Here is a 23062-nt window from a genome sequence, read left to right on the forward strand (position 1 = left end):
AGGTAGAAAAATCCAATCGATCAATCCTTAGTGGTAGCATCATCAGCCATCTCAATTATTATAGCATCCATGCGGTCAAGTTCAGTTTCAATATGCTCCAGGATCTGCGGGTCAGGATCTGATTTTAGCATGGTGGTTAATCCTTTCAAATTAGCCAGTGGACTGCGTATCAGGTGCGATTGTTTCCAGGCCATATCCTTAATACTATTGATGTGGCTTTGAATATGCTTATAAGCAGTTTTAAGGTTTTGTTCGGCATTTTTACGCTCACTAATATCGTATAGTGCCATTAGTATGCCTAAGATCTCTGTACTATCGCTGGTTATAGGATAAAGGCGAACATAATACCAAAGCGTTGAGCCGTCTTCCTGCGGGAAATTAACCTCGAAGTTGATATTCTCGCCATTTAAAACCTTATTAGTGAACTTGTGTAACTGGGGAAATCTGTCAGGCGGAAAATAGTCGGATAAATGGCTATTGCTTTCAGGTTTATACCCGTATCGATAACTAATAAATTCAACGGCTTTTGGATTAAACACCAATGCGGTTAAATCTTTATTGAACAAGCCATAAGCGGTATCGGTGGTGTTTAATATGGCCTTTAAATTAGCTTCGGATTTTTTAAGTAATTCCTGGGCTTTATATTGTTCGGTTATATCAATTGTTTGTGATAATCTTACAGGTTCCCCTTCAATTACAATATCATGCGTAGTAAGCTGAACGATGATGACAGTGCCATCCTTTTTTAAATGCCTTGCTATCCGGGTTTTGTTCCTGTCATCCTGGTAGCCTCTTAGTTGCAGGTCGCGGTCTTCGGGTAACCGCATCGCCGTGGCATCCATGTTCAGTAATTCTTCCTTGGTATAACCGTATTGTTTGGCTGCGGCGTCATTTGCGGCAATAAATCTAAGGCTATCCTTGGCTATCATAAACATGGGCACCGGGTTGCTTTCAAATAGTACCTTATATTTTCTTTCCGATGCTTTTAATTCGTCTTCAGCCTTTCTACGCTCGGTAACGTCCATCATAGACCCTATAATGGTTGGTACGCCGTTCATCATGGCCCGGCTTCCATAAAACTCTATCCAATTGCTTGAACCGTCTTTCTTTTTACCCTTGGTTTCATAACGAACGCTATCGATCTTACCCTCCATTCGTAGTTTTACCTGCTGGTTGGTGTAATCACGGTGGGTATCGTAAATAATGGTATCCAAAGGTACAGTATTAGTTAATTCCTCCTGTCGGTAGCCAAATATCTCAGCAAAACGCGGATTTACATAAATGAACTTACCATATTGAACCATGTAGATGCCCACCATTGATTTTTCAGCGATGGATTTAAATTTAAGCTCGGCTTCCTGTACCTCCTGCAGCATTTTGTTACGTGAGGTAACATCGCGTGCAATTACCATTACCCGGTCATCAGGAAAAACCTTAACGTTAACTTCGGCCGTAAAAGGTTCTCCATTTTTTTTGATAAATTTCCGTTCTATAGGTGGTTTACCAAGGTAAGACGATATTTCGGGCAGGGGACTGTTTTTTAATTCTTCGGGGTCAAGTACTTCTATCACATTCATTTGCAATAGCTCATCTTTACTATAACCGGTCATTTGGCACATGGAAACATTTACCTCGGTAAAATTTCTTTCGCTGTCCATTAAATAAATAGCATCTGTAGCCTGATCAATTAGTGAATGATAGCACTGCTCGCTTTTTTGGTATTCGGCTGTGCGTTCTTCAACACGCTTTTCCAGCTCAGCATTTATGATAAATATTTCCTCTTCTGCAAGCTTGCGCTTGGCGTCAATTCTATTTAGCCAGTTGGCTGTGTTCCATATCAAAAGTGTGGTTGCTATTAAAAAGCATAATGCCAGCAGCGACATCTCGATATCGATAGATGAAAAGATCCTTGAATTATGGGTTTCTAACTTTAACGCTCCAAAAAACAGGATCATAAAAAAAATAAGGGTTACCAGCCTGCGGGCTAACTGGTTGCCTACACGGTCGCCGGTAAAAATAGCAGCCAGGCCAAGGCTCGGATTTAGGAGTGCGGCAGCTAACGATAACACTAAAAAAAATACGGCAGTAGAAATTGCCATAGAGGTTACATAAAACAGTGAGTTATATAACGCTACATTATACAAAAAGCCAATAATAGCAATGGCCGAGATTAAGGTAACCGCGTGAAAAAGATATTGTGAGGCGATATGAAGATAGCGTGAGTTAAAGCAAAAAAACAATAATCCAACACCTAAAAGGCCAAAATTTAGCGAAGCATTAAATGCCATGCGGCCGGGATGTGGCATAACTGCAATAAGCGTGCTTGGATCAGTTGCAAATAATTGATCTATACCTGTATTGATATTAATAATATCTTCGGCAAGCGTTAATAACCCAATAACTGTACCTGCTAAAGCAAGCGCAAAAAATAAAGCAGATCTGCAGTTTTTAGGGTGCAGTTGTGCCGATAGCAACGCGCCGCTCAGCAAGGCAAAGCACAATGCTGTATTGAATCGCATGGGAAAGCCGGGCAGCAAGCCCGAAAGCGCCGTGATTTTAAATATCCAGCCAAACATAATAATGCAGCTTGTAGCCATTATGGCCAGGCTAACCCAGGTGATTATTTTGTTCTTTTGCGGAATTTGCATTTATCTTATAATACGGCTAAAAGTTTATAAATGTTCAGGTAAAAACCAGGCAATTTCATTTATAATTGGATCGCGATATTAAAGTTAAAATTAAATCACTTGAAAGAAGAATTTTTATAAATTGGAATGTTTTTGTAAATCAATGCGTTGTGAATATAAACTATACTCACAACGCATTAATCAGATTAGAAAGGATATCCTATAGCAAGGTTAAATACCGAGTTGCCAAAACTCAGGTTTTTGATTACATCCCGCTGACCCGAAGGCAGTGACGGATTGATAAAAGCAAAGCCCAGATCGGTACGTAATATCAATACCGACAAGTTGAAACGCAAACCGAATCCGCCATCTACGGCCATTTGGCTTAAAAAGTTTTTACCAAAGGCAGCGCCCGGCAAACCGGTTTCAGGGTGCAACAGCCAAATGTTACCTGCATCTACAAATAAAGCGCCTTCAACAATACTAAACAGTTTAGAGCGGTATTCCACATTCCCCTCCAGTTTAATGTCGCCCGATTCATCGGGTAAAAACTCTGTACCGTTGTAGCCGGAGGCATTCCGATAATCATAAGAACCAGGCCCCAAGGTGCGCGCCTGGAAACCGCGTAAGCTATTTGGCCCGCCGATAAAAAACTGTTGAGTATAAGGCAAAATAGTTGAGTTGCCATAAGGTAAGCCAACATCAACCAGCAACCGCGTAGCCAGTTTACTATTTGGCCCGAGTTTATGGAAAAACCTGATCTCGTTCTCCAGTTTAAAATATTGATCATACGGTGTTCCGCCAATTTTTCTAACGTTACCTTTCAGCGTATCCGCACCTTCTATCAAACCCAGCAAAACAGCTGATGAGCTTAACTTACCCATGTAGTAAAAGTTATTGGTACGGTAGGTATCGCTGGTATTATCATACGTAAAACTATAGCTTGGGCCAAAGGTTAGCTGGTTATTGATGACATGTTTAAGTGCAGGGTTGCCGGTTTTGCGAATACTATCCAAATATAAAGGGGTAACATTACCTGCATCTACATATGAAAAGTCTAAAAGGTCTAATGTGTTTTGTTTAAAAAGGCTAGGTTTCCATTGGTAACCCCATGATGCATTAAACGAGTTTAAATTATACAATTGTGAACGGTCTATCAGCGTGTAACCCGTAGTAAGAATTGTTTTAGGGATAAAGGCATTATTGGTTGTAAAATTAAACGGACTGATAAACCTTGGCCACGACAGGGATGGTGTTACACCAAACTGGTAAACATCAAAGCCGTGCTGGTAGCTGCCGAATTGCTTATCGGTACTGGTGAAAAAGGTTACTGTCAATAATTCAGCGCCCTTAAATGTGTTTTTATTTCGGAAAGTCAGATCAAGCTGGGTACCATCGTAATTGGCCGATGTTTGGCGGGCGATGATCTCCGCGGTTAATGATTTACGCTTAGCCTGGGTTAAGTAGTAGTAAACATCCAGGAACGGCGAATCGGGTGTAACATCATCAAACCTGTTTTGTACATAAGTAAACGGGCCCAATTCAATAAAACGGTTTAAGGAGTTGGTATGTTCCGTGCGGTTATAAATGTCGCCCGGATGCAACAACACGGTGTTCTTAAATACAAAAGGCCTAACTGTTTTTTGCCCGCCAACAACATTATACCAGCGATATTTGACAGTAGAATCTTTCTTTTTTGAAGTATCCCCCAGGCTGTAGTGCGGGTAAACATAAATGTTCCTGATCTTATAAATCCATCTCGCCTCATCTGGCGTAGTTTCTTTAACCTTTACAAACAGATCTACCTGGTGGCCGACAATGGTACTGTCGTACTTCATGATCAGGTCTTCGGGCGCGAAATAATAATAACCTTCCTGTTTTAATTGCGCATCGATCCTGATGCGTTCATCTTTAATAATATCCAGGTTATATTTGGCTCCAACCCTTAGCAAAGTTTGTTTTGAAGTACCGGTAACCGCGGTATCTAAATCGTCTTTTTCGTTAGGAAAAATAATTTTACGATAGTGATAAGAAGGGCCAGGCTGTACGGTATAAACAGCTTTTGCCGTACGGTTTTTACTCACTGTATCACCTGAAACCTGTGCCAGGAAATAACTTTCGTTTTGCAGCCTGCTTTGTAATATGGTACTGTTATGAACCAGGTCTACACTACTAAATAAAACCGGTGGTTCGCCTAAATGGGTATTAATGTAATGCCTTAAACCCTTAACTTTTTTGGTTTTTGTTTTTTCGTAGATGTAAAGTTTATAGCGCAAGCCTAAAATATTGCCGTTAGGCTTTGGCCTGAGTAAACCCTCTAATTCACCTTTAAGGGCCTTGGCATCGCTTTTACTAATACCGGTATCAACTATCTTCACCTCGCCGCCGGTGTATAATTTTTGACCGGGATCCAAATACTTGGTGGTACTGCAAGCGCTGATGAAAGCCGCGATAAGGATAATAAATATGTATTTAATTTTGGCCATAGCTTAGTTTGATGTTTGTTTGGTTTGTGACGGCTGGTCGGCTGGTTGCGCTTCAGTTACCGCCTCATCATGTTTCTCATCAGCTTCTTTTTGTTCCTTCTTTTTCTCTTTCTGATCTTGCTTATATTTCTTCTCGCGTTCCTTATCAGCCTTTGATTTTTTAGCGAACAGTTCCTTAAACTTATTGTACTCATAAGTTATGGAGAAGCCAACACCTGTTTCAACCACTTGTCCTTCAATTACAATAAACTCATCCTTACGGTAAACCCTCACCATGTACCGGCCGTCTTCGGTCAGTTTATAATTTAATGATAAGTTACCAGCTATGTCAGTAGTTTTTTGTCCGGGTTGATTTTGGCCTTCCAGGTTAAAATTATTACCTACCGTTACTGTTACACGGTCATTAAGGAATTGTTTGGACAGGCCGACATTCAGATCGGTCCGGTTTTGCTCAACACCCGTTGAATAATCCGCGCCCGAAGTCAGGTTAAAGCTTAGCTGCACACCGCCAATTAAGTTACCTGCAAGTTTATTCAATTGATCCGACAATAAACTGCTCACACTGTTACGGATAGCGCCGTTAATGCCGGTACTGCCGCCCTCGCTTTGCAGCGGGTTATCGCCAATAAAGTGGCCCAGCACCAGCACACCCAATACCTGTTTGTTAATCTCGTTCGGATCCTGCCTAACCTGCGCTAAACGGTCATTAATGGTTTGAACAACCACCGGCGATACGGTATAGCTGCTATCAGGCAAAATAATATCAAAAGAGATATCTGGTTTTAGCAATTGATTTTTGAGGATCAGCTCTACATTAAATGGTAGTTTTTGCTTGTATTGCGTAGCATTTGCCGAAGTGTTATCGCCGCCTAATTGCTGTTGCACCAGGTCGATAGGAGGCACATTAGCCACGTATACTGCTGTCAAATTGATGTTAGCGCTGGTTGGGTCGCCGGTCCAGGTTATGGTGCTGCCTTTCTGGAACAGGAAGGTACGTTTAACCGTAGCGTAAGCCAGGTTATATGAGCCTGATTCAACGGTATAAATACCTGTTAAATTAGTTTTTCCGCTTGGGTCGATACCTCCATTCAAATGAGCCTCACCTTGTATGTGTACCACATCACCGTTGCTTGGGTCGACGACTACGGTAAACCTGGCGTTTTTGTTGATGTTAACATTAGCGCTTACATCAAGGCCTTTCAGGTTTGATTGTTTCAATGAATCCAGTTTCTTCGCCAATAAAATAGAATCCAGTTTGGGCGCGTTCTCATTAATGACTTCAACCACGCCCTGCCTGTCCTCAACGCCCGGGTCATCTGCCGGTAGCACAATGGTCAGGTCGGTTTTATCATTCACGGTTAACGTTGCATCCACTATTGGTTTATCCGAATTACCGGTAATACTCGCATCGGCGTTCATGTAAAGCTTGCCATAGTACAGTTTATTATCTGCCTGGGTTGAGTTGATCACCCGGAAATTATCCATGTGTATCTTCATCCCAAATTTAAAGCTGGTGTAGTCTGTTGTGTATATATTACCTGTAACTACGGCCTTGTTACCTGTTGAGTCGATCAGCGTAAAATCATTAAAGCGAATACCGTCGTTGTTGAAAGTGATACTTTCATTCGGCATGCTGAAGTAGGAATTAAGCATCGATACATTAAAGCCAACTTTATTAAAGTTGATATCGCCACGTACAGCCGGCGCCGTGGTAGTGCCGCTTATTTTCATGTTACCGGTAATATTACCACTGGCGTTACGAATAGCGCCAAAGCTAAAGCCTTCGATGCTCTTCATATTGAGCGAAGCAATATTCAGATTTAGGTCAAACCGGCTATCCGGCTGGGTATAATACAAGCCGCTCAGCGTAACATTATTACCTTTACCGCTAATGGCTACATTAGCTGCAAAAGCATTGGCAGTTTGGTTATTTACCTTTAGGGCGATGTTTCCTACGGTATCACCTTTAAAGCTAAAGTCGCCTACATTTAAAGCCGCTGTAAATACCGGCGATTTTTGGAAATTGCTTACATGCACATCGCCGTTCAGCACACCGCCAATCTGTAGCGAGTCCTGCTGTGCAAGGCGTGTCAAAGTTTCGATCTGGAAGTTTTTGAAGTCTACCGTAACAGGCGCATTAAAAGTTTGCGGGTTGCTGGTAATTCCTAATGATTGCCCGGTATTGCTTATCACAAAATCCTTAGCCAAAATACCCTTGTTGCCAAATTCTAATGCGTTGTCGCTGGCAACGGTCCATGGCGTGTAGTTTAACAACAAGCCATCTGTTAAGAAACTGAATTGGTATTCATTCTGCAATGCGCTGAATACACCCGCGATCTTATAACGGTCTTTTTTAGTAGCGTCTTTAACCTGTAGGCTTAAATTAAGCTTGTTGTTTTGCGCGCTGCCGCTGATGCTGGTATACAGCAAATTAATTGATGATCCGGCCTTTACATTATCAACATTAATGGAATAGTTAAGCGCGTTGTTAGCGGTGTTAATGTTCAATTTTAAATTGTTAACGGTGTTTGTCCCATAAACCACTTTAGGCATCGATCCATTTACTACTAATGTGCCAGCCTGGCTATCAAAGTTTCCCTTGATCACAACCGGGCTTAATTGCGTTAAGCTTGGAACGAACTGGGTCATCAACGGGGTTTTGGTAACATGCATATCAAACTCAAAGTTCTCCGGCGAGTATTTAACCACATGTTTGCCGCTCGCCAAACTGGTGTTGTAATATTTGTTGATCAGGTCCTGCATAGCTATACCGATCTCAGGCAGTTTGTATTTGCCTGCCATATGCGCCGTTAGCAATGGCGTTTTTAGTTTCAAAGTGCTGCTATCCGCATTGGCAGTTGAAAGCAAGCTTACAGTATCCAGCTTTATACGTTGTGTACCGTTTACGATCAGCAGGTCTGTCGCTTCAATGTCAGCGTTCAGGTAATTAGGATCAGCAGTCGGCACTTTAGCCACAATCTTGCCATGGAAACGCATAACTGTATTTGAGAAATGCAGCTTTTGCATATCAATGCTATCCACATTCAGCGTAGCGTAAACCGACGGATATTTTTTGTTCATGTTGGCCTTTGCATCCAGGCTGAAGTGGATGTTTGGATCAGCCATATTCACTTTAGCTACATAGCTACCGTTTTGGGCAGTACCCCTCAGTTTCAGGTTGTGATAGTTGTAGCCTTTTACATTCGCGTTAGCTACTTCACCGTTAAACTTCAAGCTGGCCGTTTTAGGATTAAGTCCGGTACCAGAAATGTTAGCCGACAAAGTAACCGTACCCACCATTTGCGGCTGCTTGGTTAACTCGCCGACATTTAAATTGCTCGCGCGAATGTTGGCAGCATAGGTCGCATTATTTTTATTGCTGCCGTTTTTCATGGAAGCAGTCAGGTCAACTGCGCCATCGCTGCTACGCAAATTCATTTTTGTGTTGAAGTTGCTGATACCGCCTTTAAATGTGCCTTTCAGATTGATGTTTTGGGGAATGCTGACAGAAGCCGGTATCATACCCTTAGCCGCAATAGTATTGATATCACCACGACTGGTGCTGAAGTCGTTAATGGTCAGGTCAAAATAAGCCTTGTTCACATTAGGCAGGCCACGCATGTTGGCGGATGCCTTAATGTGGGTATTGCGAAGGCCGGTAATTTCCAGGCTTGGAATATGCAGGTCATCTACCTTACCGAATATCCGCCCGTTGATCTTGAAAACTTCGTTAGGCGATACCTTGCCAATTGATGTGCTCATGGTTGGCATCAATATCAAAACATCCTTCAAACCCAAACGGCTGCCATCCAGATCAGCATTTACGCTTAACGCGCCCAAATTGGTACTAAGCGAAGCGATAGAAGGGTAACTAACCTGCAATTGTTTTTGAATAACTGTTTGCGGTGTTTCCACATACAGGTCGTTCAAATAAGCATTCTTTGGCCCATAAAAAAACGCGGTATGGAATTTATTCAGCTGTAATCCACTTTTTTCGGAGAAGGTAAATGAATTTACCTTGCCCGATATGGTATCAGGGTTGTAATTCAAACTTTCAATATCCGCGTTGAGGTTGTGAATATCCATATGCGAAAAATCCAAACCTTTAGGCAGGGCTTTGGCGGCATTGTTATCGTATTTTATATCGTCGTTGCTGAAAGTGATCCTATCCAGCGTAGCGGCCCAGCCTTTGGTACTGGCTGCCGGTTTGGCAAGGGTATCCAGTTTTTTAATAGTGGTGACCACAGTTTTTTTAACGCTTTGCGGCTGGGCAAAGGTCAAGATGGCTTTGGTATCATCCAGGTCGATGGATTTGATGCCGATCACCTGGTTATTCAGGTCTATCTTTTTCATATCCACAGCTAACTGACCTAAATTTACTTTGGCGGTCATGGTTGGCGAACCGTAATCCACGTTGATCTTGGAGATATTGACTGTGCCAATATTAAGAAATATACCTTGCGGGTGAGTAGCCGTTATTGGCGTTACCGATTTTGTTGTTGCTGTCGGCGGAACATCCGTTTGAATGATCTTCGCGTTAAAACCCGACAGGTTAACCTTCGGGATGGTGAATTTCATTTTATCCAGATCAAACGTGGTGATCTTGGTATCAAAATGCCCCAATAAAAACTTCACATTGTATCCGCTAATAGCATCCTTATAGGCGATGTTGATCTTATTCAAAATAACCGTTTCAACCGAAATGGTCATTGCCGAGGCAGTATCTGTCGGTTTGGGAGCAACCTTAGTAGGGCTGGAAAATGCCCGCATGATGTAATCAAAGTTGAAAACGCTGTCCGGACCGCGGCTTACTTTGGCTGTTATGCCATCCAGGTTAATTTCATTGATCTCTAACTTGTGGTGCAGCAGTTTCAGCATGCTTACATCTACTTCCAGTTTGTCACCGGCTATTAAAGTATCGCGTTTCTGGTCTTCAAAATAAACCCCTTGTAAAACGATTGATTTCGGCAGGCCAATGCTGATGTGATCGATACGAACTTTGGTATGAATTTTATTCTGTAAGAAAGTTACCGCTTTATTTTTCGCGAAGTTTTGTACGGCGGGTACCTGTATTAAAATAACTACAAGCAGCACAAGGAATAGTACGCCTGCAATTAACCATAAAATAGTTTTTAAAGCTATAAGTCCAATTCGTTTCAAATTTTATACGTTTTTCAAAGGTGAAGATTGTTGTTGCATTATAATGATACAAATAGTGTGCTAAATACACATTACAGGCGGTATTGTTAATAAAATCTCCTGTGTTTATGCTAAAAACAAGCAGGGCAAACTATGGGATACAGCTGACAATTGAATTATCAACACCAGGGGGTGAGCATTTGTTTTTTGATAACTTTGTATTTCGCCACAAAATTTATTAAGTTAAGCCATGCCCGATTTTTCGCACTTACACGTACATACCCAGTTTTCGTTACTTGACGGTGCTGCCGACATCAGCAAGCTTTATAAAAAAGCTGCTGCCGACGGCATGAAAGCCCTGGCCATTACCGACCACGGTAACATGTTCGGGGTATTTAAATTTGTGGCGGAGGCAGGCAAGCATAACGTAAAGCCTATTGTAGGCTGCGAGTTTTATGTGGTTGAAGATCGGCATAAAAAGCAATTCACCAAAGAGAAAAAAGACGTACGCCGCCACCAGTTAATGCTGGCTAAAAATGCCGAGGGCTACAAAAACCTGGTAAAGCTATGCTCGGCAGGTTATATGGAGGGATTGTACAGTAAATGGCCGCGTATTGATAAAGAACTGATACTGAAACATCATAAAGGTATTATCGCCACCACCTGCTGTATTGGCGCGTCGGTTCCGCAAGCTATTTTGACCAAAAGCGAAGAAGAAGCCGAAACTGAATTTAAATGGTGGCTTGATCTTTTTGGCGAGGATTTTTATATAGAATTACAGCGCCACGATATCCCTGAGCAGCATACGGTAAATAATGTGCTGTTGAAATATGCTAAGAAATATAATGTAAAGGTGATCTGCTCCAATGATTCACACTACGTGGATCAGCAGGACTCGAACGCGCACGATATTTTGCTGTGCGTGAATACCGGCGATATGCAAAGTACGCCGATAGCGACTGATGAAGAAGGTGGTAAAGGCTACCGCTTCGGTTTCCCGAATGACCAGTTTTACTTTAAAACGCAGGACGAAATGGGCAAGCTGTTCCATGACCTGCCTGAATCATTAGATAATACCAATGAGATTGTAGATAAGGTGGATGTGCTGAAGTTGAAGCGCGATATTTTATTGCCCAACTTCGTTATCCCGCCTGAATTTAAGATCCACAGCGATATGACCCCCGACGCGGATACGCTGAACCAGTGGGAATACCTGAAGCACCTGACCTTTTTAGGTGCCAGGGATCGTTATGTTGATATATCGCCGGAGGCTGAAGAACGCATCAACTTTGAGCTGTTCACCATCCGTACCATGGGATTTGCCGGGTACTTTTTGATCGTTGCCGATTTCATCAAAGCAGGCCGCGATATGGGTGTGTTCATTGGTCCGGGCCGGGGTTCGGCTGCCGGTTCCGTGGTGGCCTATTGTATCGGGATCACCAATATCGACCCATTAAAATATAATTTACTGTTCGAGAGATTTTTGAACCCCGACCGTAAATCGATGCCTGATATTGATACAGATTTTGACGATGCGGGCAGGCAAAAAGTGATCGATTATGTAGTTGATAAATACGGCAAGAACCAGGTGGCGCAGATCATTACCTATGGTTCCATGGCGGCGCGCACCAGTATCCAGGACGTAGGCCGTGTGCTGGATATGCCATTATCCGAAGTGAACTTACTGAAGAAAATGGTACCTGATACCCTGGGCATTACGCTGCAGGGCGCGATAGACCAGGTGCCTGAATTACAAGCGATATTAAAAGGAAACGACCTGCGCGCGACTGTTTTGCGCGAAGCGGGAAAACTGGAAGGCTCCATCCGTAACACGGGTGTGCATGCCGCGGGTATCATCATAGCACCGTATGATTTGACCGACATTGTACCCGTCGCGGTAGCAAAAGATTCCGACTTGCTGGTTACCCAGTATGATGGCCGTGTGATTGAAGATGCAGGCGTTATCAAGATGGACTTTTTAGGCTTGAAGACCCTGACCATCATCAAAGACGCGCTGCGGTTGATCAAGCAAAACCATGGGGTTTCTATTGATATAGATTATATCCCGCTCGATGATACCAAAACATTCGAACTATATCAACGTGGCGATACCAACGGTACGTTCCAGTTTGAAAGTGACGGGATGCAAATGTACCTGCGTGATCTGAAGCCTGATAAATTCGAGGATTTGATCGCCATGAACGCGCTTTACCGCCCGGGCCCGATCGAGTACATTCCGCTGTTTATTAAGCGTAAGCACGGGTACGAGCCTATCGCCTTCGATTTACCTGACATGGAGGAATACCTGGGCGAAACCTACGGGATTACCGTTTACCAGGAACAGGTGATGCTTTTATCGCAAAAATTGGCCGGCTTTAGTAAAGGCGATGCCGACGTTTTGCGTAAGGCGATGGGTAAAAAACAAATTGAGGTACTGAATAAGATGGAGGCACAGTTTATGACCGGCGCCACCGCTAAAGGCCACCCCAAAGATAAACTGACCAAGATCTGGAACGACTGGAAGGCGTTCGCGCAGTACGCGTTCAATAAGTCGCACTCTACCTGTTATGCTTTCGTGGCTTATCAAACAGCCTACCTGAAAGCGCATTACCCCGGAGAATACATGGCTGCGGTATTGAACAACCAGAATAACATGGAGAAAATTACTTTCTTTATGGATGAGTGCCGCCGCATGGGCGTTCATGTTTTGGGCCCTGATATTAATGAATCCGACCTGGCATTCGCTGTGAACTCCAAAGGCGAGATCCGTTTTGGATTAACGGGTGTAAAAGGTGTGGGCGATAAAGCAGTTGAAGCGATTATTGAGGAGCGTAATGAGCGCGGGCCTTATAAATCGGTTTATGACTTCGCGCAGCGCTCCAACACACGGAGCGTAAACCGAAAATCCTACGAAAACCTGATCTATGGTGGCGCATTCGACGGCATGGGCCTTAACCGTGCGCAATTCTTCGCCAAAACAGAGAACGGCATTTTAACCGGCGTTGAGCGTTTAATTAAATATGCCAACGATTACCAGAATACACAAACCAGTAACCAGTCGTCGCTTTTTGGCGGGACGGTAGCATCCTATATTCCCGAACCAGCTATGCCCGAAGCTGATGAATGGCCGCTGATAGAGAAGCTGAAATATGAAAAAGATGTGATCGGTATTTACCTGACCGGGCACCCGCTGGACAATTTTAAGCTGGAGATGGAGCGCTATTGCAATACCAACATCAGCGACCTGAAGAACATGCAGAAAGCCCGCAGCGGTGAAGGCGGCGAAGAGATCATGACCGCATTCAACGAGCTACGCAAGCGTGGCGACATCCGTGTTGGTGGACTGGTTTCAAACGTTCAGCATAAAATGACCAAAACAGGCAAGCCTTTCGGTACGTTTGTTTTGGAAGATTATAAGGAATCATACGAGTTTGCGCTGTTTGGCGAGGATTATATGAAATTCAGGTATTTGCTGGTTGATGGCTATTTCCTGCATATCAAAGGTATCATCGAAGAGAAATTCCGCCAAAAAGATAACTGGGACATGCGCATACAAACCATGAGCCCGCTGTCCGAAATGCGTGATAAATTGACCAAATCGCTTACTGTTTGTGTCGATCTGCAATTGCTTACCAACAGCCTGTTAAGCAACATTCAGCAAGCCATTGATGTAAATAATGAGAAATACCCGGTTAAGAATTGTAATCTCAAGTTTGTAGTTAAAGACAGGGAAGACAGCATCGCGCTGGAAGCGATCTCCAAATCACTAAAGGTTAACCCAAGTGATGACCTGATCGCGGAAATATTCAGTATTACAAATGTGCAGCCGGTGTTGGGTTAGGTAGTTATTATTCTCTCTTGTCATTCTGAACGGAGTGAAGAATCTTCTAAAATACGCATAGCGAGTTTTCATCTCTAAGAAGATTTCTCCCGCCAGTCGAAATGATTGTTTTATAAATTGCTGCTTTCTAAGCACTCGCTTAATCGTATTATTCAGCCTAAATGCTGCCTCACTTGCGCTTGTTTACAATGAGTGCTTAATGCTGTTTAGCATTTACAATGCGTATCGCGATGCAATCTCTAACCCATTTTAAGCACTCGTTGTAAACAAGCGCAAGTAATCTGCACTTTCCCACAAACCTTATTTCGGCTACATCAATAATGAATTTGGCTACACCGGCCCATTGATTGTTACCCACCTTTGTTGCATCAAAAACATAAACATGAAGATTGTAGTAACAGGTTCATTAGGCAACATCAGCAAACCACTAACCGAGGAATTGGTCCAAAAAGGGCATTCGGTTGTGGTGATCAGCAGCAAACAGGATAAACAAAAATCGATTGAAAAATCAGGCGCTACGGCAGCGATTGGCAGTATAGAGGACGTGCAATTTTTAACAGCCACCTTCACGGGCGCGGATGCCGTGTATTGCATGCTGCCGCCTTTCGATTATTTCGATCCCAAGCTGGATATTATGGAATCCACCCGCAGGCAGATAGGCAATTATTGCGACGCTATCAAAGCTTCGGGTGTAAAGCAGGTGGTACATTTAAGCAGTATTGGCGCGCATACCGATAAGGGCAATGGGCTGCTGGCTTTCCATCATTTAGCGGAAACTATTTTCAGGGAATTGCCATCTGATGTGATTATCAAGCACATGCGTCCGGTTGGTTTTTATACCAACTTAAAAGATTTTAAGGCCCCAATAAGTGGAAAAGGATTTCTCGGCGCTTTTTTAACCTTGCGCTTTTCAGGATTCCGGAGTTTAGTTACCGGCAAATGGGGCGTTATCGCGGCAAATTATGGGGCCGATGATAAAATGCCCTGGGTATCGCCAAAGGATATTGCCACTGTAGTTGCCGAAGAACTTACGTCGCCTTTTACAGAACGTAAATTCCGTTACATTGCCAGCGAGGAGCTGACCTGTAACGAGATAGCGAAGATCATCGGCACTGCTATCGGTAAGCCTTATTTAAAATGGGCGTTAATGAGCGACAAGGATATGATGAGCGGTTTAAAGATGTTCGGCATGCCGGAATCGCGGGCCAAAGGTGTGGTTGATATGCAGGCGGGTATGCATAACGGTTTGGTAAACGAGGATTATTACAAGCACAGGCCGAAAGTGATGGGTAAAACAAAAATGAAAGATTTTGCGCAGGAATTTGCTGCTTTTTATAACCAAAAGTAAGTACATTGTACCATGGCAAATAAACAACCATACCGGTTTAAATCCATATCGGAATATTGCAGGCTGGCCTTTCTTCCGGCTCCAATGCATCCGCTGATGACGGTGATTCACGTTAAACCCATCAAAAATCTGCCTTATGATGAACCGATCAGCGTGGTGACCGATTTTTACATCATCGCGTTAAAAAGAAATTTTACTGCCAAAATGCAATATGGCCAGCAGCCGTTTGATTTTGATGAGGGTACAATGTCGTTTTTAGCACCGGGCCAGGTATATAAGATAGCGTTGGAGAAAGGCAAGGTGCTGGATCAATCAGGTTGGATGTTGGTAGTGCACCCCGATTTTTTATGGAACACACCTTTGGCAAAAACTATTAAAAAGTACGAATATTTTGATTATTCGGTTAACGAGGCCTTGTTCCTTTCTGACCGTGAAGAGGCGACATTGAACCAGGTGGTTGAAAACATTCAGCATGAGCTGCTGTCTAATACCGACAAATTCAGTCAGGACCTGATCATAGCCCAGCTGGAAGTGTTGCTTACCTACGCCGGGAGGTTTTACCACCGCCAGTTTCTGACCAGGAAGATCAGTAGCCATAACATGTTGAACCAGGTGGAGGAATTACTGTCGGATTATTTTAACAACGAAGACCTGATCAATAAGGGCCTACCGTCGGTGAGCTACATTGCCGATAAATTGAACGTGTCGGCCAATTATTTAGGCAGTATGTTAAAGGTGCTAACCGGGCAAAATGCGCAACAGCACATCCACAGTAAGTTGATCGACAAGGCAAAAGAGAAATTATCCACTACCGGATTATCCGTAAGTGAAATTGCCTACGAGTTAGGGTTTGAGCATTCGCAGTCGTTTAGCAAGCTGTTTAAGCGTAAAACGAATTTGTCGCCTTTGCAGTTTAGGGCTTCGTTTAATTGATTCACTACGATACCGATTTTTCTTTGTTAAGCTGTTTCACTTTCCATACAAAACAAGGTTAAATCAGGTAAAAACCGCTATTTTTTAAACTTTTAGGGTCGATTTTAGGAGTATTTTGGTATGATTTCAAGGATTTTTGGCTCAAAATGATGCTAATTTCACCTGAAAATGAAGTTAAAAACACTGTTTTTGATCGTTTTTGGGGGCATAAATCCGGTCAAAAGTGTACCACATGTACCAGGGTGTTTCACCTGTATTATGAAACAGTTCAGGCTTTGCCGGATGCCAGGAAATTCTTAAGTGTTTCATTTCCGGCGATGGTTTTCAGGCCCTCGTTATAACCGATAGCGTAAATCTCATCAGCCGCATCCGTATCAAATATTCCGAAAGAGCCGAGGCCGTGTGGTTCGATAACCACGTCACACAGGATCTTATGGGCATTCAGGCTGGAATTTATAGCGATCATAGCCGCCCGGTCAATCATCCCGCCGAATGATTTGATCTCGGTAACTATGGGCAAGTGGTTACATGATGAGCCTATGATCAGGTCGCAGTTACCCACCAGCGGGTCAACCGGGAAGTTGTTGAGGATGCCGCCATCTACATACATATGGTCATCAATGATGATCGGCCTGAACAGTCCCGGCAGGCAGCATGAGGCTAAAACCGCAATATCCAGCTCACCCTCAGTAAAGTAAACCAGCTTGCTTTCGCCAAGGTCAACCGAAGCAATGGTTACCTTGGTTTTTAGTTTATCAAATGAATTATGCGGGATATATTTCTGAAAAATGGTCCTGACATTCAATATCGAAACCAATCCTGTGCTACCCAAAGCCGGGCGGAGCAACTTCAGTAGCCTGGCGTCCTTAATGATCTGTAGGATCTCCTTTGGAGCATAACCTTCAGCAAAAAATGCTGCACCAACAGCACCCGCGCTGGTACCTGAGATATGCGAGAATGTGAGTCCATGATCCATAAGCGCCTGTATCACACCTAAATGAGAAACGCCGCGCACACCACCGCCAGAGAGCGCTAACCCTATCTTTTTCGACTTGACTGCCCTGGTGTCTGTATTCATAGATAATTATACGTTTGGATGGGGTATTTGTTATTATTTCAGTTCATCCAAAACCCTAAAGATCTTCGCCTTGATCTCCTTACCGGATCCATTATAATTATTCACCATGATAGAGAAGCAGAGTTGCCTGCCGTCATGTGTTTGATAACCGGCATAGTTCAATACGTTAATAATGCTGCCGCTTTTCATGTGCATATCATTGTAAATGGGTAAACTCTCGTAGAAATCATGATACCATGGTTCTTTAGTCGCCGACAGCAGAATGGTAGCTAAAGTTGTTGTAGTGACCCGGTCGGCAGGGGACAGGCCCGAGCCATCAAATACGTTTAATGAGTTTGGATCGATGCCTTTTTGCTGCCAGAAATCCTGCAAGGCTTTAACGCCGTTAGCGGTAGATGGTTGCTTACCCATTTTCCAGGCGATAGTTTTGAGCAATTGTTCGGCATACAGGTTGATGCTTTTCTGATTGGTCCAGTAAATGATCTTGCTGAGTTCGGGCGATGATATGGCCAGGATATTTTGGGTGGCAACAGGTATTGTATTCTTTTTTGCAGCAAGCGTTGTGGTTGATTCCGCTAATCCTGTCACGGTAATTCCTAACTCTTTCAAAGTATCTAATAAGCGGAATGCTGCATCGTAAGCAGGGTCGGGGAGGGCAAGGGCGATACTTTTTTTGGTTTGATCTTCGGCATAAGTGCCGCGCAGGTAAACCATGTTGCTGTTTATCGGCGGATAGGCGTAGGATGCATCGCCGGTATGTGCCGGCGCATTGAGCAATTCACTTTTAAAGGTGAGGTATGGCATGGCAGGCATAGTTCGGGATACCGTAATCGGTGTGCCGATCTCCCCGGTATGCAGTTTTACCTCATATTGGTTCTCGCGCCAGCAAAGGCCGGATGTACCAGCGCCGTAGTAGTTGCCGATATCTTCATAGATCCAGCCATCAGGAATGGATTGTGAACCGAAGATCGAGTCGTCGCCAATAACTCTTCCGTTAACTTTTTTAATCCCCGCTTTGCGGACGGCATCAACCATCAAACTTAAAATATGTTCTTCCTTGCTGCCTTCATAACGCCAACTGCCCAGGGTTGGGTCGCCGGAACCTTTGATGATGAGGTCGCCGTTGAGTGTGCCATTGCTGATAGAACCGCTGTAGCCGAATTTGGTTTGGTATCTGAAATCTTTACCCAGCACATTAAAAGCCGTAATGGTAGTAATGGTTTTTAGGGTAGATGCCGTTGCCAAACCCATGCTGGGGTTAACTGAGAACACTTCCTGACCGCTATTTACATCCAACACGGTTAACGAAATAGATGCATAGCGGCATTGGCTATCCGCCTGCAGCTTGTTCATGGCTGCTTGCAGTTTTTGTTGCAGGCTTTGGGTGGGCGCATATCCCGCCACAAATAAAAAGCTAAGCGTTAGTAATCGTTTTATCTTCATTTTTTGATAACCATTGCGATATATAATAAATGGGTATGCCTATCAAAACGATCGCTAAACCACACTCCGTATAAGTACGCTTATAAATTAGCAATAGAATGCAAAAAGCAATACCCATCACAATATAAATGGCCGGCAAAACCGGGTACCCAAAAGCCTTATAAGGCCTGTCGGCATTAGGATACTTTGCTCTCAAAATATAAATGCCAATAATTGTCAGCACATAAAATATCACTACTACAAAAGATATCATATCCAATAAGTCGCCATATTTACCACTTAAGCATAATAGTGAAGCTATTAGGCATTGAAGCCATAAGCCAAATCCGGGAACAGAAAATTTATTTAATTCGCCTGTCTTTTTGAAAAAGACGCCATCCTTAGCCATGGTATAATATACCCTGGCCCCGGCTAATATTAATCCGTTATTACAACCAAAGGTTGAGATCATGATCATTAACGCGATGATATAAGTACCCGCATTACCAAATATAGCCTGCGATGCAGCAATACCTACACGATCTTTAGGGGCTGTAGCTATATCATGCAAAGGCAAAACGGAAGTGTATACTAAATTGGCTGAAATGTATATCACCGTAACAATAAGTGTCCCCAGGAATAAGCTTAGGCCTATATCCCGCTTAGGGTTCCGCATTTCGCCGGCTATGAATGTTACATTATTCCAGGAATCGCTGCTAAATATAGAACCAATCATAGCAATTGCGATAGCTCCTAAAGCTGCATCCAACGTGTACTGGGAAAATGTTCCGTTAACATTTAGTTTTTGCAGATGCCAGGCGTTGGTCCAGTTAGCGTGCCATACATCACCTTTCAACATAATAAAGCCGAAGACGATCAATCCGAACAGGCTCAACAGCTTGGTTATTGTAAATGTATTTTGAATGATCTTCCCGCTTTTAACGCCCCTGGTATTAATAAAAGTTAAAAGTACGATCAGGATAATAGATACGATTTGGGCAGATGTAACGGTGAAATGATAGGATGTATCTGTAGGATTGGGTACATAATGAAAAGGATAAACAATGTTGTCCTCGCTGCAATATGGAATAAGTTTAGCCGTGTAAGATGAAAACCCAAGCGCTACCGCTGTAAATTTAGAAAAAGCGACACCCACTGCCGCGATCGTCCCGGTTTGTATTACCGCGAAAAAACTCCAGCCATATAAAAACGCTATCATTTTGTTGTAGGCTTCTTTCAGGTAAACATATTGTCCGCCTGCTTTTGGGTACATGCCACTTAGTTCGCCGTAGCTTAAGGCAGCGGTTAAGGTCATAAACCCGGTGATAAGCCAAACGGCTATCAGCCAGCCGGCTGAACCTACATTTCGGATAATGTCCGCGCTTACAATAAAGATACCCGAGCCGATCATTGATCCCGCTACGATCATGGTTCCATCAAGCAAGCCTAAGGAATGTTTCAGTTTGGGCTGGGTAGATTTTTCAGTCATATAATGAGGGTCGTTTTGTGGGTTAAGATAGGAATAAGTATTTAAATTAAAATATGGCTTGTCACAAAAACAGCAGGAAGTATTAACTGTCCATAAAACACTTAAAATCAACACAAAAACAATTATGTAATCCTTTTGTAAATAAATTAAATTGCTAATTTGCAGTCCAATATATACACCAGTACTAACCAATTAATAAACTAAATTTCTAACATGGACTTTTTGTACACCAATTTAATTTACCTGATACCCGTTTTTGGGCTCATCGGGATTCTTGTGATGGCTGTAAAATCAGCATGGGTTACTAAACAGGATGCAGGCGATGGCGATATGACAACCCTGGCAGGGTATATTGCCGATGGCGCCATGGCGTTTTTACGTGCGGAATGGAAAATACTAAGCTATTTTGTAATAATAGCAGGCATATTGCTTGCATACTCCGGTACCACTGTTCATACGTCCAGCCCGATCATTGCTGTATCATTTATAATAGGGGCATTCCTTTCGGCTTTCGCCGGATTTTTGGGTATGCGCATCGCAACTAAAGCTAACGTTCGTACCACGCAGGCAGCGCGTACTAGTTTAGCGCAAGCTTTAAAGGTGTCGTTTACCGGAGGCACAGTTATGGGTTTGGGTGTTGCCGGTTTGGCAATTATAGGCTTAGGTTCGTTATTCATCGTTTTCTATACCCATTATGTAACCAATTTGCATGGTAATGTTAACGGCGAAGATATGGCAAGGGCGCTTGATGTTTTAGCCGGATTTTCTTTAGGTGCTGAATCAATCGCTTTATTTGCCCGTGTTGGTGGTGGTATCTACACCAAAGCAGCTGACGTTGGCGCTGATTTAGTTGGTAAAGTTGAGGCAGGCATCCCCGAAGATGACGTGCGTAACCCGGCAACAATTGCTGATAACGTTGGTGATAACGTAGGCGACGTAGCAGGTATGGGTGCCGATCTTTTCGGATCATATGTAGCCACCATGCTGGCAACTATGGTTTTGGGAAGAGAGATTGTATCGCATGATAATTTTGGAGGAATAGCCCCGGTTTTATTGCCAATGGTGATTGCCGGTTTAGGTTTGATCTTCTCCATAGTAGGAGCTGCCTTCGTAAGAATTAAAAATGAAACCGACAGCGTACAAAAAGCATTGAATATAGGCAACTGGGCATCCATCATATTAACAGCTATCGCTACCATATTTTTGGTGAACTGGATGCTGCCGAATGATACTTTTCACATGCTAAGGGATGAGCTTCCGGGTGGTGCTTTAAAAGAAGGATCATTAGAATTTACCAAAACAGGTGTTACCTATTCAATAATGGTTGGTTTGGTAGTTGGTACTTTAATGTCCATGATTACCGAGTATTACACCGCGATGGGTAAACGCCCTGTATTAGGGATCATCCGTCAGTCATCAACCGGGCATGCGACTAACATTATTGCAGGTTTGGCAGTAGGTATGGAATCAACCGTATTGCCAATTTTAGTATTGGCAGCAGGTATTTATGGATCTTATCACTTTGCGGGTTTATATGGTGTGGCAATTGCTGCTGCAGGTATGATGTCTACAACAGCTATGCAATTAGCCATTGACGCTTTCGGGCCTATAGCAGATAACGCCGGCGGTATTGCAGAAATGAGTATGCTGCCGGAAGAAGTGCGCCACCGCACAGATAATTTAGATGCTGTAGGTAACACAACTGCTGCAACGGGTAAGGGTTTCGCTATTGCTTCGGCAGCGTTAACCTCACTGGCTTTATTCGCGGCATTTGTAGGTGTTGCAGGTATAGAGGATATTGATATTTACAAAGCTGATGTGTTGGCCGGTTTATTTGTTGGTGGGATGATACCATTTATCTTTTCGGCATTATGTATCTCGGCGGTGGGCCGTGCAGCTATGGCAATGGTAGAAGAAGTCCGTCGCCAGTTTCGCGAGATACCTGGCATTATGGAATATAAAGCCAAGCCTGAGTACGAAAAGTGCGTTGCCATATCAACTAAAGCATCTATCCGTGAAATGGTTGCACCAGGCTTGATTGCCTTAATAACACCGATCATCGTAGGTTTCATTTTCGGCCCTGAAGTTTTGGGAGGATTATTGGCAGGTGTAACGGTATCTGGTGTATTGATGGGTATTTTTCAGAGCAATGCTGGTGGTGCATGGGATAACGCTAAAAAATCATTTGAAAAAGGTGTAGAGATCAATGGTGAGATGTATTACAAAAAATCAGAACCACATAAGGCATCCGTAACCGGCGATACTGTTGGCGATCCGTTTAAAGATACTTCAGGCCCATCAATGAATATCCTGATCAAATTGATGTCTATCGTATCATTGGTAATCGCACCGCATTTGCATAAGGACTTAAATCATAGTCCGCGTCTGCAAAAGGAAATTCACATCCAGTCGATGGTGATGCCTGCTAAACCTATAGTTAAGAGCAAAGTATAAAGGCTATTTTCAACCTATATACAATCGCGAAGGGGGATGCTTAATGCATCCCCTTTTTTGTTGCGTGTCATTGGTGACTCACAAAAATCTGTATAGGTGGATTGATATCCTGATTTTGAGTAATTTTACATATATACATCTTTACTGTCATTGCGAGGAACGAAGCAATCTCTATACTATACAGAGAAACTTGCAAAGCTGACCTGCTTATGTAGAGATTGCTTCGTTCCTCGCAATGACGTGCT

General features: G+C 43.3%; 10 protein-coding genes. 4 read left to right on the top strand and 6 right to left on the bottom strand.

Annotated features, from left to right (window positions below; all coding sequences use genetic code 11):
- Window positions 1–20: 20 nt before the first annotated feature.
- The 3 genes from ACYZ0U_RS06740 to ACYZ0U_RS06750 all read right to left on the bottom strand — a co-directional run bounded on the left by ACYZ0U_RS06740 (window position 21) and on the right by ACYZ0U_RS06750 (window position 10273).
- On the bottom strand, window positions 21–2648 hold the full coding sequence (locus ACYZ0U_RS06740; RefSeq protein WP_461451146.1) for a PAS domain-containing protein: 2628 nt from the start codon (window positions 2646–2648) through the stop codon (window positions 21–23).
- 185 nt (window positions 2649–2833) lie between these two features.
- The gene (gene tamL / locus ACYZ0U_RS06745; protein ID WP_461451148.1) at window positions 2834–5113 is read right to left on the bottom strand and encodes a translocation and assembly module lipoprotein TamL; all 2280 of its coding nucleotides are present in this window, start codon (window positions 5111–5113) and stop codon (window positions 2834–2836) included.
- A 3-nt stretch (window positions 5114–5116) separates the two neighbouring features.
- Window positions 5117–10273 carry a translocation/assembly module TamB domain-containing protein gene (locus ACYZ0U_RS06750; RefSeq protein WP_461451150.1) on the bottom strand — a complete coding sequence of 1719 codons (5157 nt, stop codon included), beginning with the start codon at window positions 10271–10273 and terminating at the stop codon, window positions 5117–5119.
- Between the two features lie 229 nt (window positions 10274–10502).
- Between ACYZ0U_RS06750 and dnaE the strand changes: the two genes are divergently transcribed.
- From dnaE to ACYZ0U_RS06765, 3 genes are all read left to right on the top strand, one after another.
- Entirely contained in the window at window positions 10503–14093 is a 3591-nt protein-coding gene (dnaE, locus tag ACYZ0U_RS06755) for a DNA polymerase III subunit alpha (protein WP_461451152.1), read from the top strand.
- Window positions 14094–14475: 382 nt separating this feature from the next.
- Window positions 14476–15441, top strand: coding sequence for an NAD(P)H-binding protein (locus ACYZ0U_RS06760; protein ID WP_461451154.1), 966 nt, complete (start codon window positions 14476–14478; stop codon window positions 15439–15441).
- Between the two features lie 12 nt (window positions 15442–15453).
- Window positions 15454–16374, top strand: coding sequence for a helix-turn-helix domain-containing protein (locus tag ACYZ0U_RS06765; RefSeq protein ID WP_461451155.1), 921 nt, complete (start codon window positions 15454–15456; stop codon window positions 16372–16374).
- Window positions 16375–16642: 268 nt separating this feature from the next.
- On the opposite strand, the gene ACYZ0U_RS06770 is transcribed toward ACYZ0U_RS06765, so the two are convergent.
- The 3 genes from ACYZ0U_RS06770 to ACYZ0U_RS06780 are packed head-to-tail and all read right to left on the bottom strand — an operon-like array spanning window position 16643 to window position 20363.
- Window positions 16643–17452: a patatin-like phospholipase family protein gene (locus tag ACYZ0U_RS06770; RefSeq protein WP_461451157.1), complete on the bottom strand. Its 810-nt coding sequence runs from the start codon at window positions 17450–17452 to the stop codon at window positions 16643–16645.
- Between the two features lie 33 nt (window positions 17453–17485).
- Entirely contained in the window at window positions 17486–18895 is a 1410-nt protein-coding gene (gene dacB / locus ACYZ0U_RS06775) for a D-alanyl-D-alanine carboxypeptidase/D-alanyl-D-alanine endopeptidase (RefSeq protein ID WP_461451159.1), read from the bottom strand.
- Complete coding sequence (locus ACYZ0U_RS06780; protein WP_461451161.1) at window positions 18867–20363, bottom strand: APC family permease; 1497 nt, start codon at window positions 20361–20363, stop codon at window positions 18867–18869. The genes dacB and ACYZ0U_RS06780 overlap by 29 nt, the downstream gene beginning before the upstream one ends.
- A 213-nt stretch (window positions 20364–20576) precedes the next feature.
- Between ACYZ0U_RS06780 and ACYZ0U_RS06785 the strand changes: the two genes are divergently transcribed.
- The gene (locus ACYZ0U_RS06785; RefSeq protein ID WP_461451163.1) at window positions 20577–22817 is read left to right on the top strand and encodes a sodium-translocating pyrophosphatase; all 2241 of its coding nucleotides are present in this window, start codon (window positions 20577–20579) and stop codon (window positions 22815–22817) included.
- Window positions 22818–23062: the final 245 nt, after the last annotated feature.

This window comes from Mucilaginibacter sp. (assembly GCF_965225845.1).
Taxonomy (GTDB): domain Bacteria; phylum Bacteroidota; class Bacteroidia; order Sphingobacteriales; family Sphingobacteriaceae; genus Mucilaginibacter.